At 44.5% G+C, this 18,696-nt stretch carries 12 protein-coding genes; 1 reads left to right on the top strand and 11 read right to left on the bottom strand.

All coding sequences use genetic code 11. From position 1 onward, the window contains the following. Nucleotides 1-32: 32 nt before the first annotated feature. The 4 genes from AC5RDS_RS06425 to AC5RDS_RS06410 all read right to left on the bottom strand — a co-directional run bounded on the left by AC5RDS_RS06425 (nt 33) and on the right by AC5RDS_RS06410 (nt 7,175). Complete coding sequence (locus AC5RDS_RS06425) at nt 33-1,067, bottom strand: BF3164 family lipoprotein (protein ID WP_118102568.1); 1,035 nt, start codon at nt 1,065-1,067, stop codon at nt 33-35. Between the two features lie 371 nt (nt 1,068-1,438). Continuing rightward, nucleotides 1,439-2,848 (bottom strand): TolC family protein, encoded by a 1,410-nt coding sequence (locus AC5RDS_RS06420; RefSeq protein WP_494222264.1) that lies wholly within the window; start codon nt 2,846-2,848, stop codon nt 1,439-1,441. Between the two features lies 1 nt (nt 2,849). Continuing rightward, a complete protein-coding gene (locus AC5RDS_RS06415; RefSeq protein WP_046403224.1) occupies nt 2,850-6,026 on the bottom strand; it encodes an efflux RND transporter permease subunit in 3,177 nt (1,058 codons plus the stop codon). A gap of 60 nt (nt 6,027-6,086) precedes the next feature. After that, the gene (locus tag AC5RDS_RS06410) at nt 6,087-7,175 is read right to left on the bottom strand and encodes an efflux RND transporter periplasmic adaptor subunit (protein WP_118112541.1); all 1,089 of its coding nucleotides are present in this window, start codon (nt 7,173-7,175) and stop codon (nt 6,087-6,089) included. A 270-nt stretch (nt 7,176-7,445) separates the two neighbouring features. Between AC5RDS_RS06410 and AC5RDS_RS06405 the strand changes: the two genes are divergently transcribed. Then, the gene (locus AC5RDS_RS06405; RefSeq protein WP_013612967.1) at nt 7,446-8,147 is read left to right on the top strand and encodes a recombinase family protein; all 702 of its coding nucleotides are present in this window, start codon (nt 7,446-7,448) and stop codon (nt 8,145-8,147) included. Here the strand turns inward: AC5RDS_RS06405 and AC5RDS_RS06400 are convergent. From AC5RDS_RS06400 to AC5RDS_RS06370, 7 genes are read right to left on the bottom strand one after another with little or no spacing between them, the layout of a single operon-like run. Then, nucleotides 8,144-9,568: a TolC family protein gene (locus AC5RDS_RS06400; protein ID WP_228026214.1), complete on the bottom strand. Its 1,425-nt coding sequence runs from the start codon at nt 9,566-9,568 to the stop codon at nt 8,144-8,146. The genes AC5RDS_RS06405 and AC5RDS_RS06400 overlap by 4 nt on opposite strands. 7 nt (nt 9,569-9,575) lie before the next feature. Continuing rightward, on the bottom strand, nt 9,576-12,746 hold the full coding sequence (locus AC5RDS_RS06395; RefSeq protein WP_013612965.1) for an efflux RND transporter permease subunit: 3,171 nt from the start codon (nt 12,744-12,746) through the stop codon (nt 9,576-9,578). Between the two features lie 48 nt (nt 12,747-12,794). Beyond that, nucleotides 12,795-13,859, bottom strand: a complete 1,065-nt coding sequence (locus AC5RDS_RS06390) for an efflux RND transporter periplasmic adaptor subunit (RefSeq protein ID WP_013612964.1) — start codon at nt 13,857-13,859, stop codon at nt 12,795-12,797. A gap of 24 nt (nt 13,860-13,883) precedes the next feature. Further along, nucleotides 13,884-15,053 carry an ABC transporter permease gene (locus AC5RDS_RS06385; RefSeq protein ID WP_306447343.1) on the bottom strand — a complete coding sequence of 390 codons (1,170 nt, stop codon included), beginning with the start codon at nt 15,051-15,053 and terminating at the stop codon, nt 13,884-13,886. Between the two features lie 9 nt (nt 15,054-15,062). Beyond that, nucleotides 15,063-16,232: an ABC transporter permease gene (locus AC5RDS_RS06380; protein WP_013612962.1), complete on the bottom strand. Its 1,170-nt coding sequence runs from the start codon at nt 16,230-16,232 to the stop codon at nt 15,063-15,065. Next, nucleotides 16,229-17,209, bottom strand: a complete 981-nt coding sequence (locus AC5RDS_RS06375) for an HlyD family secretion protein (RefSeq protein ID WP_022159799.1) — start codon at nt 17,207-17,209, stop codon at nt 16,229-16,231. The genes AC5RDS_RS06380 and AC5RDS_RS06375 overlap by 4 nt, the downstream gene beginning before the upstream one ends. Nucleotides 17,210-17,231: 22 nt before the next feature. Next, nucleotides 17,232-18,668 (bottom strand): TolC family protein, encoded by a 1,437-nt coding sequence (locus AC5RDS_RS06370; protein ID WP_022159800.1) that lies wholly within the window; start codon nt 18,666-18,668, stop codon nt 17,232-17,234. Nucleotides 18,669-18,696 lie beyond the last annotated feature (28 nt).

Raw genomic sequence — 18,696 nt, 5'->3', positions numbered from 1 at the left:
CGTGGGCAGTTCCAACCAGTAATCGCCAAACGTCAGTTTCGGCACACGGAACGAAAGCTTTGTTTTTCATCAATATCGACCTGATAAGTCGGAAGTCTTTCTTCTAATTCATATTTTAGCATTAAGTCCGGGTATGCGGACTTATAACCATATAAAACAGCAGCTTCATCATCTACATAAAAAATATCGGGACTTAAATCATTGAATTTATATTTAATAACAGGATTTCCATCATAATCGAAAGACTCCAGAATATCACTATTTTCTTTGGCATCTTTATTTCTGCATCCCCGGTATAGAGCATAGAATCTTTTCTTTCCGGCAACTATATCTACATAATGATATTTATTTTCTGTAAAATCGTCTGTTAATTTTTGAGGGCGGTAATCCCCGATCAATCGCTTTTTCAGTTTCAAAGTACTGACATCATAAATATCGATCTGCTTTTTATAATGATAAGCGACAATAATCACCGAATCATTGGCAGCCATCACCCCATCTCCATCGGACAAATAGGAATTTACCCTATTTTTAGATCCAATTTTCAATTCCCCCATATTTTTCCCATTTTTCAAATCGTATAATTTTACCAAAGGCTGTGTAGGCATTAAACTATATACACATATAGAATCCCGGATCAAATGCATAAAATTAAAAGTTTCGTATTTATCCAAATGATAATCTTGCTTTACAGTAATATGTGCATTAGAATCTACTGAAAAACAACGAATCAATCTAACGTCGGAATATCCCCATATATAAACATCATTTCCCGGAGCTTCTACAAACATAGGCAAGATAAACTCACCGGGACCTTTTCCTTTTATCCCAAAACTTTTACAGTACTGCAAATCAGGTAAAGCATACAAATAAACCATAGAATCCGATCGGGTACTGATCATGAACAAATAATTCCCTTTCTTTATCATAAAATCGGCCAAAAGAATCTCGTCGATCTTAACCGATATCATTTCTAAATTCTTCTCATTTGTAAAAGAATAAAACTCTTTATGCGTACAAGCTATGGCCAGCACCACACCCAAAAACAGACAAAACAGATTTCTCATAGAGATACAAATAAATGAGAATAATCTTTATCAGCAACCTCCCGGGCCAATACAGCATCACAACTTCCACAATAAGTGTAATGAGCAGGCCTACCAGCCCCATTCATCGAAACAGTCCTCCAACAAGTGATCCCACTTCCAGATTCCCCACGAGCTAATGCCTCCATATTAGCAAAAGCTAAAAAGTCAGCAGTATGCTCATTCACACTCCAATTACTTCCAATAATACCAATTCCCATAATTAACACTGAAACACAAATAACATTAGTCTTCTTTTCATTTAATAAAATTTATAATTAATAAAACAAAGATAATAAATTCAAAAAGAAAAATCAAATCAAAATTTTCATAAGTAGTCTTCGAATTTATCTTCAGTCCAACTTTCCAATCGCTTTCAGGTATTGGGATACACTCAGGTGTAACAAGGCTTTCGCATCGATCCACTGGCTCCAGGTTTCTTGCCACTGTGCCTGTGCTTCCAGCAAGGCAGTGAGGTTTTCCATACCCACCTGATACTGGTCATTGCTGATTTTCAGGTTTTCCTTTGCCTGCGACAGGGCATTCCGGGCCATCTCTACCCGTTTTTGGGCATCTGTAACAGAAAACCGGGCGGAAGTAATTTGCAGACGCATCAAATCCGTTGTTTTTTCAAGATTCAGACGGCTGATTTCTTCCTCCATCCGGGCGGATCTTACTTTATTTTTCCCTTCTCCCCAATGGAATACGGGAATTTTCACTGCTGCCATAGCCGAGAAAGTAGCACTTGCCTCATCATCTCCATTCAATTGCAATCCTCCTCCATAGCCATAACCGGCGGTCACTCCGATCTGAGGTAAAAAATCAGCCCGTGTCAAATCGACTTGTTTTTTCCTGAGGTCTACTTCCTGAGCCAACATCGTATAATCGGGGCGCTGTTCCACAGAAGTATCCAAAGCCCAGATGCGAGGATCTATCTTATCTGTCAAAGAATCTTGCAGGTGTAATTCCGTTTGCAGATTGAGGCCGACCAACCGGCATAGATTCATGCTCGCCAACACCTGTCCGTTCTGTGCTTTCTGCAACATCAAGCCAGCCTCATTGTAGCGGACCTGGGCTTTCAGTACATCGTTGGGTGTAGCCATTCCGACCACCTGAGCATCCCGCAGGTTTTGCAGGAGTTCTTTCAGGACCTGTCTGTACTTCTCGGCAGCGGACACCTGCTCGCCGACTCTCAACAGTTGCCAATAAGCTTCGTCTGTCGCTACCACGATTTCAGAACGGCTCAACCGGATATTCTCGACAGCGATGTCCTCTCCCAATTGTGCCATCCGATGTGCAGCCCGGACTTTACCTCCCAGATAGACCGGTTGTTCGAGCTGAGCCCCAGCCATATAAACCCCTCTCAACTTCAATTGTAAACGGATATCCGGTAAAAAAGCATATTCATTGAAAACCGGATTGCCATCACTTCCAATCACCGGTTTCTGGGTTGCGGGATCGATCATTACATTCGGTTCCAATTGCCCATTCTCTCCCGGTTTATAAGTGGGAAGATATCCTCCTTTCAATTTATAATTATATTTTTTCTGATTATAAAATCCGACTCCGACAGCAGACAATTTAGGCAAATAATCCGCCCGGTAGGATTTGGTATCGAACATAGCCTTCCGGTGTTGCCGGTCGGCGATTTCCATCTCCTTACTATTGCGAATAGCCATTTCCCGGCATAACTGTAAATCCAGCTCCACCTGAGCCAATAAAACTCCAGGAAAAAAGATCAAAATCATTAAAAGTGCCTTCATATTACCTCCAATTGATTCGTATTTGTTGTTGTTGCTGTTGTTCTTCTTCTCCGTGTTTAGCAGGACGGATACGGAAAAATAAAGAATATAATATCGGTAAAATCACCAGAGTAATGATTGTTCCGATAAACAGTCCTCCCATAATCGTAACCGCCAAAGCCCCGAACATATCGTCGTTCACCAAAGGGATCATTCCCAAAATAGTCGTCATCGCCGCCAGGAATACCGGACGTAAACGGGAGGTAGAAGCATCTACCAAAGCCAGAAAAGGATCTTTCCCGGAACGGATTTGAATATCGACTTCATCTACCAAAACTACCCCATTCTTAATCATCATGCCGACCAATCCCAAGGCCCCGACAATCGCCACAAAACCAAATTCTTTACCGGCGATCAGCATTCCGGCCACCACTCCCGTAATGGCCAACGGTAAACACAACAAGATCATCAGTGGCTTACGGAAATCTTTAAACAGAGCGATCAATATAGCCAATATGAGCACGATAGCGATCGGTACATTTTTAAACAAATAAAACTGTGACTGCGTACTTGCCAGGTATTCGCCTTGCCAGGCTGTAGTATAACCAGGAGGAATATCCAATGCCTCGATTTTCGGAAGCAAGCTATTTCTGGCTGCGGTAGTCGTATATCCGGGAGCGTTATTACATTGTACAGCAATAGAACGCTGTCCGTTATAACGACGTACGACCGGTACTTCCCAGCCGACTTCCACTCCACTACTAGCCTGGTTGAGCGGTACTGAACCGATCAATCGTTTTAATACATCATCGGTACCGATCATTCCGGTCATCAACTCTTTCACTGTACCGAGGCCTATTCCATTCGTCGAAGGAACCATACTCCAAACCGGGACATTACCGATCTGCCCGGGTCGTTGTCCCTGATCGTTCACACTTTTCAGATAGATCGGTAAAGGATGTTCGCCCTCATAATAAGAACCGATCGGCAAGCCGTCGGTAGCAGCCAGTACGGCCAACCCGACATCTTCCCGGCTCAGGTTTACATCCCGGGCAGTCTGCTGTTGATAATCCACCCGCATCGCCGGAGTCTCCGGGCCCCAATTATTGGTTACCAGCATTACCGATGAATCTGCCCGCATGATCCCTTCAACCTGTGCACAGAGTGATTTTAATACTGCCGGATCGGGACCTGAAATCATAAACTGAATCGGGAAATCCATATACATCAGGTTGTACTGTTTCATCCGCACATATGCCTGCGGATAATGAGAAGAAAGATAAGCCTGCAATTCATTCAAATGTTCCTTCAGAGCCGCCGGCGAAGTAAAATCAACGATCAGTTCCCCATAACTTAAAGCGGGCTCGGCCACCGTACGGACCAGATTATAACGCGAGGGAGTTCCACCCAAACTTGTGGTTACGGCGGTGATTTCAGGCCGACTCATCAAATATTTTTCCATACTGGCCAAATCTTTTTCGACAGTCTCAGGATTGGTACCGAAAGGCATTTTATATTCGATATACAATTGATTATAACTCAAGTCGGGAAAAAATCCCTGTTTTATAAACCGATAACCGTAAACACTAAAAACCAGTAAAATCACAGTAGCTACAATCCAGATCCAACGATAGTGGATGGCAAAACGGAGAAGTCGCTGATATTGCCGGTAAATTCTGCCATTGAACGGATTATCGGGTTCTCCCGGTTCGACCACTTTGGGTTTAAAAGCCCGGTCGGCCTGGATCGGAACATAAGCCAGCGCCAATATCCAGCTCAGCCATAGCGATACAGCCAATACGATAAAAAGGTCACGGACATATTCGCCGGTTGTATCGGGCGACATATAGATCGGTAAAAAAGTCAGGATACCGATCGTAGTAGCCCCCAACAATGCCCAAGCCGTTTTCTTCGTGATATTGACCAAAGCATCCGGCTTGGGAATCCCCCGTTTCATATCCACCATAATCCCGTCGGTAATAACGATGGCATTATCGACCAGCATTCCCATAGCTACAATAAACGATGCCAGGGATACCCTTTGTAAAGTGCCGTGCATCATATGTAAAATCACAAAAGAACCCAAAACAACTACCACCAATCCGATCCCGATTATATAACCACTACGGAATCCCATGGCTAACATCACCACGATGATCACAATCAATACAGATTCGATCAGGTTGACCATAAATACACTGATCGCATCTTTTACCCGGGTAGGCTGAAAAAATACTTTCTCGAAATTTATACCGGCAGGAATGATATTTTGCTTCAGTTCGTCCAATTTTTGATCGATTACTTTTCCCAACTGGATGATATTTCCCCCTTTTTGCATCGCTATCGATATAGCGATAGCCGGCAGCGTATCATATTTCAATCCCTCTTGCTGAGGCTGAACGTACCCTTTGGTAATATCGGCCACGTCTCCCAAACGGATATCGTCTTCTTCGTGTCCCCGGATCAGGAGATTACGGATATCTTCAATTCCATTGAAATCGCCGTCTATTCCTACGCGTACTCTTTTTTCCCCACTGTTATAGTAACCGGAATAGACCGTTGCATTTTGTCCGCGGAGGGTGAGGATGATCTCGGCAGGATGAACCCCCAAATTGGCCATTTTCGATTCCTGAATATCGATATCGATACAGGCCGGCCGTTCTCCATATATGTCGACACTGCTCACCCCGTCGATATCCAGCACAGTACGTCTTACCAACTGGGCATAGTCCATCATTTTCTGATAATCGAAGCCATCCGATGTCATTGCATAAAACATCCCGTATACATCGCCGAAATCGTCCATGACCATCGAAGGCTGGGCGCCGGCCGGTAACTGAGCTTGTACGTTCGCCACTTTACGGCGCAGGATATCCCAATTCTGCTGTAATTCTGCTAATGGTACCGTACTGCTCAATTCGACCAGAATAAGTGAGATATCGTCCATAGAACGCGATTCTACATGATCCAGGTCTCCCATAGAACGGATCGATTTCTCGAGTACATCGGTCACCTCCAATTCCACCTGCCAGGCAGATGCACCGGGGAAAGTAGTTACGACCATAGCTTGTTTCACCGTAATGGCCGGGTCTTCTAATTTACTCATGGTAAAGAAGGAATAAATTCCTCCGACTACCAATACAAAAACAAAAAAATAAACCAGCGCCTTATTTTTTAAAGCATATTCTGTAAAGTTCATAATTTAAGATTTTCCTATTTAGTCCTATACCGGTCTGAAAGCCCGACATTCCTATTTACATTACAACAGCCCTCCAACATTCGAAGCCGGGACGGGAGGTAAAAGTTTTACTTTCTGCCCTTCCTTCAAATCATTGACACCGGCAGAAATCACCGTTTGCCCTTTCCTCAAAGCAGATCTCACAATTGCTTCTCCATCTTTTGTCAGGCGTTCTACGGCGACACTCACCGGTTCGATCGTTTCGTCCTGCTCATTATACAACCAGACAAACGACTGTCCGTCTTTCATAAACAAGGCCGAGACAGGAACAATACTCATCGCTTCTGAAGAGGGCTTAAATCCGATTGTAACGGAGACACTCATACCTGGCGCCAGAACCGGATTCCGTTTTAAACGGAAACGAGCTGTAAACAACTGGTTGTAATTTGCCCCCTGAGTGATGTCGAGCAGTTCCAAAGGCAGAATCGAATCGGGACAAACATCGGCATTCGCGTGGAAAGTCATAAAATCCTCACGCCGGATAAAATCTCCGGAAGGGATATTGACGTCCACTTCAAAATAATCGTTATCGATCATCGATACCACCGGAGTACCCTGATTCACAATCTCAGGAGCGTTGAAGTACTTATTTTGTACATAACCATCGAAGGGAGCTTTCAAACGGGTATCGTTCAATGCATTCCGGTGTGCATTATATAAAGCGGTCACCCTTTTACGTGCAGCGACAGCTTTATCGTACTCATTCACCGAAACACTTCCACGGCGATACAACTCTATAATCCGGTCTGCTTCGCCTTTCACCTGGGTATATTCGGCCTGAGTAGCATTAAATTGAATCTGATAATCCCGGGGATCCAATTCGGCCAATAATTGTCCTTTTTTCACATATTGTCCTTCGTTTACATAAATTTTACGGATAGGTCCGGCTACCCGGAAGGCCAGTTTCACATTCGATGCAGCCTGAATTTTTCCAGGATAAGTGACAGAAGTCATCCCATCATGTCCATTCACGGGAGCTGTCTTTACTAATTGCGGAATATCTACCTGAACCTGCTTATTCCGACAAGATCCTAAAATCCCTATCGATGCTGCTATGTAACCCCATACCAGCCATTTCATCTTCATAATTCTATTCCTACTTTTTCTCATCGTATCTGACATTTATTTATTATATACTGAATATTAAAGTCTTAATATATACTTACGACATCGAATATATGTTTCACGAAGTAGGTGGAATTTGAAAACTAATTTTATTTCTTTCCCATCGGTAAGTTAAAAAAACAAAAACTGTTCAAATCTCTTAATTTTCAGATCTCATTTTTCACAAAAGTTTCTCATAACTGGCCAACTTTCGTATATTTGTGAACTAAAAGAGAAAAAAAGCATTAACAGTATCTCATACTGATCTAAACAACTATGCCCGAAAAAAAGAAACAGGAACTGAAGGACAGAGCTCCTATAGTTGCTGCTTATCTGCGGGTGAGCACAGATAAGCAAACCATTCTGAATCAGAAAAGCGAGGTAATTAATTTCTGCCATCGGCAAGAACTGAAAATTACCATGTGGTGTACAGAAACCGTGAGTGGAACAAAAAAAGAAAGTGAGAGAGAATTAGGAATACTGCTCAAAAAACTGCAAAAAGGTGATGTCTTGATAATTACCGAAGTTTCCCGGCTAAGCCGGAAAATGATGAATATCATGAACATTATTCATCAATCGATTGAAAAAGGGATCACCATTCACAGTATTAAGGAAGGATATAAATTCGATTCTTCTATCAACAGTCAGGTACTCGCTTTCGCTTTTGGTCTATGTGCTGAAATCGAACGTACGTTGATTTCTCAGCGTACACGCGAAGCTCTGGCACGCCGCAGAGCCCAAGGAATAAAGTTAGGACGTCCCAAAGGCAGTCTGCGGGCCGGTAAGTTATTCGAACATGAACAAGAAATCAAAGATTTAAGGACCGAAGGTTTCTCGTTTCAGAAAATTGCAATGCGCTATAAAGTCTCTCCGGAAACGGTACGGCTGTTTTACCTGCGTACGTTATTGAAAAAACCGAAAAAAACACCGGAAGAAGAAATCCAGGAGCAAAATCCTATAGAAAAACCGGAGACTTAGTCACTAAGTCTTCCGGTAGATTTCAAATAATAGGTTTCATTCACACGAAGTTCAGCCTTAGCCTCTATCCAATCACTCCAAGCCTTCTGCCATTGTGCCTGTGCTTCCATGTAATTGGTAAGGGTCTCCATTCCTACTTCAAAACGATTCTTACTCACCTGCAGGTTTTCTTCGGCCTGAGAAAGTGACCGTCGTGTGAGCCGAACCCGGGTAGCAGCATCTTCGACATTATAGCGGGCCCGGGCCACTTCGAGCTGCATCATCTGCTCGGTTTCTTCTTTTTTCAAACGCACCATCTCTTCTTCGGCTTTCATGGCTTTGACTTTATTACGTCCTTCTCCCCAATGATAAATAGGTATTTTCAACGAAGCCAAAGCTGCAAAAGAAGCGATACCGTCCGATTTGCCGTTTAACGTAATCCCGTCACTATATCCATACGAAGCAGAGACTCCCAATTGAGGCAAAAAATCCGAACGCGTCAAGGCTACTTCTTTTTCTTTCAGTTCGATTTGCCGTTCCAACATATTGTATTCGGGACGGCCGGTGATATTATCCCCTTCTTCCCACAGGCCGGAAACGATACCTTCTCCGAGGCTATCCCTGACCGTCAGCTCACTCATCAGATCAACCCCGACAATCCGGCAAAGATTCATTCCCGACAAAGCCAGACCGTTCTGTGCCTTTTGTACCATCAATTCCGCCTCATTTTGTTTAACCTGCGCTTTCAGCAGATCGTTCTGTGCGGCCATCCCCGTCCGATAAGCATCTTCCAGATTACGCACCAATTCTTTCACAACTTCGAGGTATTTTCCGGCAGCTTTGACCTGTTCACAGACTTTCAGATATTGCCAATAAGCCGCATCTGCTTCGGCAAGTACTTCCGCCTGATTATATTTCACATTCAGGTCTGCAATTTCTTTACCTATCGAAGCCATGCGAAAAGCAGAACGCACTTTCCCCCCCATATAAAGAGGCTGTTCCAACATCACTCCTACCGTGTAAGCATTTTCAATACCCAAAGCCAGGTCGATATCCGGCATAAATGCATATTGTTTGAACAGGGGTATCCCATCGGCTCCCAATACAGGTTTGCCTTCGGGCATATACAAACTATTCAGCGGCACTGCCTGTCCGACATCGTTCACATCGTATACCGGCAGATACCCCCCGTCGATATCGAATTTCATCTTCTTGTGTACATAGGCATATAAACCTGTAGCCGAAAGTTTAGGTAGGAAATTAGCCCGGTAAGCTTTTTTGTCAAAACCGGCTTTTTGACCTTGTTGTTCTGCCGATTGCAATTTTTTACTATTTTCTACCGCCATTTTCCGGCATTTCTGTAAATCGAGCTCGACTATCTGAGCCGGACAAACTCCGGAAAAGAATAAAACTGTCAGGATTAATAGCGTTGTTTTCATCATTCGTCGATCATTCATTAGCCAATTGTTCATTATCGCTTTTATGCAAAGCTCCGACCTTATCTTCCTTTTCGATGGGAAAGAATAAAGCATACAATACAGGTATAAACACCAAAGTGATCACCGTACCTACCAGCAATCCGCCCATTATAGTGACCGCCAGAGAACCGAACAAGTCGTCGCCCAGCAAAGGAATCATCCCCAGGATAGTCGTTAAAGAAGCCATCATTACCGGCCGGAAACGCGAAGACGACGAATCCAGTAAAGCCACTAACCTCCCTTTGCCGGAAGCAATCTGCAAAGTGATCTCATCCAGCAATACCACTCCATTTTTAATCATCATACCTATCAATCCCAAGGCTCCCACAATAGCGACAAAACCGAAATCTTTTCCACTGATCAGCATCCCGAAGACAATGCCGATAGCTGCCAGCGGCAAACAAAGGAAAATAATCGTAGGTTTACGGAAATCTTTAAACAGCATGATCAAAATAACAATTATCATAACAATAGCCCAGGGCACATTTTTAAAAAGATACCGCATGGCTTCGCTACTCGCTTTGTGTTCGCCCAGCCATTGTTTCGTATATCCCTCAGGCAAGGTGATCGTATCGACGAGCGGGATCAACTTGCCCCGTACACTCTCGGCGGTATATCCCTGCGCATTGTTACAACGTGCTTTTATGGCCCGTTGTCCATTATACCTCCAAACGACAGGATCTTCCCACTCGATTTTCACTCCCCGGGTAGCCTGTGACAACGGAGTAGAACCGACCACTTCCGACAAAAGGTCTTCTTTCTTGACAGTTCCCATCAAAAGCCCTTTTATCGTCTCGCCATCCAAACCGGTAAGCGAAGGCAGGACGCTCCAAACCGGAATATTTTCCAGCGCAGCAGTTTCTTCTCCTTCATTATCTACGCTTTTGATATAAATAGGCATAGCTGTGGTTCCTTCGTAGTAAGAGCCTACAGGTAATCCATCGGTAGCCGAGAGCAGAGATAAGCCGACATCCGTACGGGATAAACCGGCTTGCCGGGCGATCGGCTGGTAATAATCGACCATCAATACCGGCGCTTCGGGCTCCCAGTTATTCGTTACCAAAGTAGCCGTCGGTTCATCGTTCATGATCTGTTCAGCCTGAGCCGACAAGCTCTTCAATACAGCCGGATCGGGTCCGCAAAACATCAACTCGACCGGGAAATCCTCATACATCAGATTATAACGCTTGATCCGCACATAAGCATCCGGATAATGTTCTGTGAGATATTGCTGTAGCCCGGGAATCGAACTTTTCAGGGCATCGGCATCCGTATAGTCGACGATCAATTCACCGTACGACATCGCCGGCAAAGCAATCGAGCGGACCAGATTGTAGCGCGAAGGCGTACCGCCGAAACTCGAAGTCACATGTGTAATATCCGGGCGGGAAAGTAAATAAGCCTCGATTTCTGCAATATCTCCCTGGACGGCTTCCAAAGTCCCCCCTTCAGGCACTTTATATTCGATATACAACTGGGTGTAACTCAAATCCGGGAAGAATCCCTGCGGAATATATTGGAAACACCAGGCACTCAAAGCCAATAAGATGACAACCGCTCCTACAGCAAATTTCTTATGATAGAGCATATAGGTCAGGAATTTCCTGAACCACCGATACATCCCGCTATCGTATAATTGTTCCTCACTCAAATGCTCATTTTTCACTTTTAAGGAATAATCGGCATGGATCGGAATCTGTGTCAGAGCCAAAATCCAGCTCAATAATAACGACACCGCCAGAACGATAAACAAATCCCGCACATATTCCCCCACCGTATCGGGCGACATAAAAATCGGGAAGAAAGCCAGTATGGCGATCAAAGTAGCTCCCAACAGGGGCATAGCTGTCTTTTTAGCAATATTGGTCAAAGCGGCAGGCTTAGGGATACCCCGTTTTAAATCCACCAGGATTCCGTCGACAATCACAATCGCATTATCCACCAGCATCCCCATCGCAACGATCAAAGCCGCCAGGGAAACCCGCTGTAAAGTTCCATCGAGTAAATATAGAATCACGAAAGCCCCCAAAACGATAATGACCAGACCGGTACCGATAATCACACCGCTCCGGAATCCCATCGTCAGCATCAATACCAGAATCACCACCAGCACCGACTCCACCAGATTGATCATAAAAGTACCGATAGCCTCCCTCACCCGATCGGGTTGGAAAAATACCTTTTGAAAATCGATGCCGACAGGTATACGGGAAGATTTCAATTGCTCTAAACGAGCATCCACCTTTTCGCCCAAAGTCACAATATTCCCTCCTTTTTCCATAGAGATCGATATCCCTAGTGCACGAACAGTATCATAACGCATCTCATTCCGGGAAGGATCCTGATATCCCCGTGTGACCGAAGCCACATCCCGCAATCGCAGCTGATCGTTTTCATGTCCCTGAATCAACAGGTTTTCGATATCACGGATCGATTCGTAACTATCGTCTACGCCTATCCTCAATCTACTCTTTCCCGTCTTGAAATATCCCGAATAAACCGTTTTATTCTGGTTGTTCAAGGTAGCTAAAATCTCGGCGGGATGTACACCCAGATTAGCCATTTTGTCCTGTATGATATCTATATTGATACAAGGTTTTCGGTCGCCATAAATATCCACCCGTCTCACTCCCGGTATATCCTGTAACTCACGCTTCACCAGATTGGCATACTCAACCATTTCTTCGTCGGCGATGCCATCGGTAGTCATGGCATAGAACATGCCGTATACATCCCCGAAATCATCTTTTACCACAGGAGTCACACATCCGTCGGGCAGTTGTGAAGCTGCATTCGTCACCCGCCGCCGTAAGATATCCCACTTTTGTTCCAATTCGGCAGGGGGAACCGTACTCTCCAACTCGACCGTAATAATAGACAGATCAGCCATCGATTTCGACTCCACACTGGCAATATCTCCCATCGCCCGGATTTCTTTCTCGAGCACATCCGTTACTTCCAATTCCACTTTATGAGCCGAAGCTCCGGGATAGACAGTCACGACCAGAGCTTGTTTTACCTTGATCTCCGGATCTTCCAGTTTACTCATAGAGACAAACGAAAAGATTCCGCCAACAACAAGCACTGCAATCAGAAATTTGACCAGTGCCCTATTATTCAATGCATATTCAGCAAGATTCATTCCAATCAGAATTAATAAAAGACAACAGTTTCAGGCCGGATCGACCGTTTACAGCAAACCACCGATATTCGTATCGGCAACAGGCTTCAACCTCTCGACTTCCATACCCTCTTTCAGTTTATGTACACCGGCAGTGACTACGATTTCACCACTTTGCAGGCCTTCGTCCAAAACCACTCTGCCTTCTTTCAATATTTGCCGGATTTTAACCTGTCTTTGAGTCACTTTTTTATCCGCCGGCCGATACACCCATACCGACGATTTTTCCTTGTCCTGAAAAATAGCACTCAATGGAACCACTGTCAAATTGTCGCCTCCCGCTTCATAATCGATCGTTACATTCACACTCATACCTGCCGCCAAAGGAATAGCAGGATCAGGAGTCAACCGCAAACGCATCTGATAAAGCTGATTCAGATTAGCCTTTTTCGTCACATCGATCAATTCCAACGGAAAAACCCGATCCGGAAAGACATCGGCAACTGCCGTAAACCGGTTAAAAAGGTGACGACGGACATAATCGCTGGAAGGCACATCGATTTCTACCTCGAAATAACGGGTATCGATCATCGATATAACCGGCATTCCGGCAGCCACCGTTTCGTCGGTATCGAAATATTTCTTCTGGATATACCCATCGAAAGGAGCGACAAGCCGGGTATCTTTCAAAGCATTTTTATGCGCATTATATTTAGAGGTGATTTGCTGCAAACCATACACCGCTTTATCGTAATCATTTTCAGGTACACTTTTACGGTTATACAGTTCTATCACCCGTTCAGCCTCGGATTTAATCTGTTTGTATTCGGCTTCGGTAGCTTTATACTGCAATTCATAATCCCGCGGGTCGATCTCTGCAATCACTTCTCCTTTACGCACAAAACTACCCACCTGCACCGGAATCCGGATGATCGGTCCGGCTACCCGAAATGCCAGATCTACGTCGGCCGCAGCCTTAACACGCCCCGGATAGGTCACTTGTAATTCGTTCTCATAATTTTTTACTGTCTCGGTCTTCACCATCAAGACCTGCTTTTCATTGGTTTCCGACGAACGACAAGCAGAAAATCCAAGGATAATTCCCACCACAGGGAATAAATAATGTCTGATCATAGTACACACCTATTAATTATTCGTTTACGAACGTACTTTACGACTTTTAACAATTTCTCTATAATACAATAAACATGCCAAAATAAAATAAATAATCGCTAAAATCCAGAGATTTAGATACTCCGGCAACACCTCTCCAAGGGTAGCCCCCATATTGTTCATTTTTACGAACCCGTCGATTCCGTGAGTAGAAGGAAAAATTTTCGACAGGGCGATCCAATAACCGGCAATCCCCTCCTTCGGCCACGAAATACCCGAAATAAACATGAGCGGCACCGAGGTAAAGACAAACAATAAAAAAGGCTGTTCCCGCTCCCTACTTAAAAAAGAAGCTGTAATAGCAAAAAAGACACAAGCCAACAAAAAGGGGAACAGGAATAACATCAATTCCGATTTAGCGCCGATTTGAGTTAAACTAAAGATCCGGGGTACAATAAAGAACACCCAAAATCCCATCACAAAATAAACCGGCATATAAACACAGGCTTTACCGATGACAATGCACCAGGGTTTGCAGTAATGTTTATCGACGGGCACCAGGCTATGGCGTGGATTCCTGTCGCGGGCTGTTCCGGCAATCGTTCCCACTCCCAACAATAAAGATTGTTGGATCACCAGGATCAATACTGCCGGGATGATAAAAGAAGCAAAACCACTTTGAGGATTAAACATTTTGACTTCCGAAATCTCTACCGGCGAGGCGGTTATTTCTTGCTGAATGCGGGAAGCATAAGGTAAATTTTCTACCTGTATTTCTTTCCCCAGGGTGATAGCCACATCGCTTGTCGCCTGAAGTAAAGCTTTATAATTGAGTAAAGCCCCCATATCGCAAAACAAAGCGACATGGGCCTGTTCTCCCCGATTTATATCTTTACTGAAATCCGCCGGAATCTCTAAAATACCGTATATTTCTTTCTGCCACATGAAAAGCTGCGCTTCTCCGAGATCGTTACAGTGGGCTACGACTTTCACATTCGGAGAAGCTTCCCACATCCGCAAAAATTCACGGCTTAAAGGAGACTTGGACTGATCGATGACAGCAACGGGCACCTGTCTTACAACCTCATTACTATAAATAAAAGTATAAATCAGGGGATAGCCTAAACACAGAAAAATAAAGAAAGTAAGTACTGCATGGTCCCGAAAAACCAGGTAAAACTCTCTCCGAAATATAAAATAGATATCTTTCATCATAACCTCCCATTAGGGTAAATAACGATTTTCCTGTAAATCCAATTTCAATTTAGGCAAAGTCAGTAACGGCAACAGAACGAACAATACCAAAGCCAGATAAGGTTTCCAGGAGTAGGCCATAGGAATACCGTTCAAAGCCTGATCGACATAGAGCAGATAGTAATGCCTCATCGGAAATAAATCAGACATCAACTGCATCAGCTGAGGCATAGCCGGAACCGGGAAAGTAAAACCACTGACAGAGAATGACAAAACTCCCCAAAGCCCGCAAAAACTGAGGGCGATCCGATTGCGCCGTGCAATACCGGTAACAAAAATAGCAAACCCCTGAGCAGCCAGTACCAACAGCAACATAGCTAAAAACATGGGAAAAAATCCACTATTCAAAGGAAAATGTAAATAACCGTACAATATAGAAAGATACAGTAAGCCGGTAGTGACAAAGATCAGCGTTTGAGGCAATAGCTTTCCCAGCAAAGCCAATACAATAGAATCATTGCTTCGACGCAACCAATCGGCTGCCGTTTTTTCTTTAGTCTCCTGACTGATGCTATAAGTGGCGGTAAACATGGCAAACATAAAAACGAAAGCAGGCATTAAAATACTTGCCAGATAGATGGCATAGCTGATCCAGGGATTATTCAAGGGAAACGTATCCACTGTAATCGGTGACAGCCTGGCTTTCAATAGCGGTCCTCCCCCGCCTTTTGCCAACAATACGGTCTGTTGTACAGCCCCGTTTGCCAAAGCGGCCTGCAAGCGCATATTTTTATAGACCAATGAGCCCGGTAGCAGATAAGTCTCATTTGTATAAAATGAAATTTCAGGTCTTTTACCGACAGACACCTCCTGTCTGAAATTCGCCGGTATATGGAAAATACCGTAGATCCGGCTTGTTTGCATCGCTTCCCGGGCTTCTTTAAAGCTAGCCGTCCGCATCACCACTTCGGTTTGGGCCATCGCATCCAAAGAACGCACCAATTGCCGTGACAAGGATGTATTATCCTCATCCACCACGGCTATCGGCAATTTCATTGGTAACCCCTGTTTCAACAAATCGGCAAAAAAGATAAAACAAAATGCCGGAGCTAAAATCAGAATAAACCAATAAATCCGCCGGGAAGCCAGACGTCTGAATTCCCGTTTCATTAAAGCCGATAACAAACCGAGCGTACTCATAATTTTTTCAAAACACTCATTCCCGGACGCAGTCCATCTACTTTGTCCACCGGTTTTGCCTTTACCCGGAAAGTTTTTACATCATACTGCCCTGTCGTTTTGGTAGCCCGCCAGGCAGCGTAACTTCCCATATCCTTCAGATAAGTGACTTTCAATTCCACTTCGCGATTATCCAAAGCAGGCACAAAAGCTTTAAATGTTTCTCCTACCCTGAAATCGTTCAGCTGGTCTTCACGCACATTAAAAGATACCCACATGTCCGATAAATCCAAAATATCCATCACCGGTGCCCCTGTACCGACCAATTCTCCGACCTTCGGATACCGCTCGGAAATTTCTCCGTCTATCGGAGAGATCAAATAAGTCTCTTTGACATAAGCCTCCACTTCTGCGACAGCCCCTTTCGCCCGGTTCAGTTGAGCCTCTGCAGCTTGTTTATCTTCTCTTTGTGCACCATTGCGTGCCATCTCGTATTGGGCTTTAGCAGCCTGTTCGGTAGCCATCATAGCTTTGTAATTAGCTTCGGCCTCATCTTTCTTCTGGGCCGGCACAACCTCACTCTCATAAAGTTTCAGGATCCGGTCGTATGTTTTTTTCGCTACCTCGGCAGCGGCTTTTGCTTTTTGCCAGGTTTGGTAAGTCATTACGATCTGTTCGGAGCGGGTACCTCTTTCAGCCTTTTCGTTCAGAGCCTGGGCAGCAGCCTCCGCCGCTTCGGCCTGACTATATTTGGCCAGCACCTCAGGACTATCCAGGATAGCCACCGTATCCCCCCGGCTCACCTGTTCTCCTTCATTAAAACGGAATATTTCGATCCGCCCCGGCACTTTTCCGGAAATACGTACTTCCGTTGCCTCAGCCTCTCCCTGAATATACTCAGGTTTCGGCTCCCAAAACAGAAAACCGAAAATTGCCACCAAAAGCACCAAAACAATGATTCCGGTAAAAGTCACCAATTTTCCATTCATCTTTTCCATACTATCTTTTCGTTTATAATTTCTATTCTTTGCCTAATATACCATACGCTTTTTGCAAATACACTTCACACAATTTCATTTCTATCTGTGTATCGATCAAATCGGCATGAGCAGCCAACCAAGCCGTTTGGGCTTCCAACACATTGGATACCGGGATCGTCCCTTCCTGAAATCCCAGGTTGGCATACTTCAAATTCTCATCGGCCTTCACCTGATTTTTTTCAGCCACTTCCATCTTCCGGGCAGCTTCTTTGACCTTCAACCGGGCCTGGCTTACCTGTAACTCTATCTTTTCGCGGGCTTCCTGTAATTTAAAATTCATCAGACTGGTCTCCGCCCTGGCACTACGCACCGTTTTCCGGGAAGCCCCCCAATGGAATATAGGTGCTTTAACGCCGATACCGACACTCCACATCCCGTCGAATCCGGTACTTATCCCATCGAAGAAAGAAGGGGTCATGGCAAAATAATTAGCCATAAAAGCCACTGTCGGCAGATAAGCCGAACGGGCAATCTTTTCTTTCTTCCGGTAAATATCCGTTGCCAGCGTCAGGCTACTGATCTCCGGACGGTTATCATATACCTGCTCGATATTCAACCACTTCGGTTCGGCCTGAGGCAAAACATTCAATAATTCTTCTTGCAGGGTATAAACCGAATCTACAGCTAATCCACAGATTTGGTTCAGATTCATACGAGCCAGACTCAAACCGTCCTCCACCCGCAACAGAGCCATCTCTGCCTGGTTCAGTTTTACCTTCACCGAGAGCATATCCGCCTTAGTCGATACGCCGGTTCGGTACATCACTTCGATATCATGTTCGAATTTCTGTAAAGTCTCGACAAATTTAACGGCTAATTTCTGTCGGTTGACCAGAGATACGATTTGCCAATAAGCTTCGTCGGTTTCCTGGATAATATTTTGCAATTCCTGTTCTCTCCCGCTCTCGGCCAATTTCTCGGACAACCCTGCCAGTTGGTTATAGGCTCTGATCTTACCCCCCATATAAATCGGTTGTGTCAGTCCTACCTGCAAAAGAGCCATATTTCTATCATCCACGGTCATCGCCTCTTTGGGCAACAGAGCATAATCTTTAGGGACATATTGGCCGTTATTCATCACAGGTTTTCCGTCTGCTCCGATCATAATCTGATCTTTACCGAGCGTCCATTTACCGTCTTGTCCGATCGTACCGACAGGCAAATGGGCATCTTCGGATAATAAATTGATCTCTTTCTGATTGCGCATATAAGTCCCCATCGCATCCAAAGCAGGCAAATATTTGGTAAAAGCCTCTTCTTTTTTAGCTTTTGCTGCGTTTATCTGCTCATCGGCCATTTTCAACTTTTTGTTATTTTCCAGAGCCAACAGCCTGCACTCTTCCAAGCTCATCACTTTTTGCCCATATACACCGGCAATCGTTCCTAACATTAATATTCCACAAATCAACTTCTTCATATGATCGGTTATTGAATAATAAATTCTA

The sequence above is a fragment of the Odoribacter sp. genome (assembly GCF_985060555.1).
The sequence above is the reverse complement of the archived record's forward strand: the minus strand, read 5'-3'. Positions and strand labels throughout refer to the sequence as shown.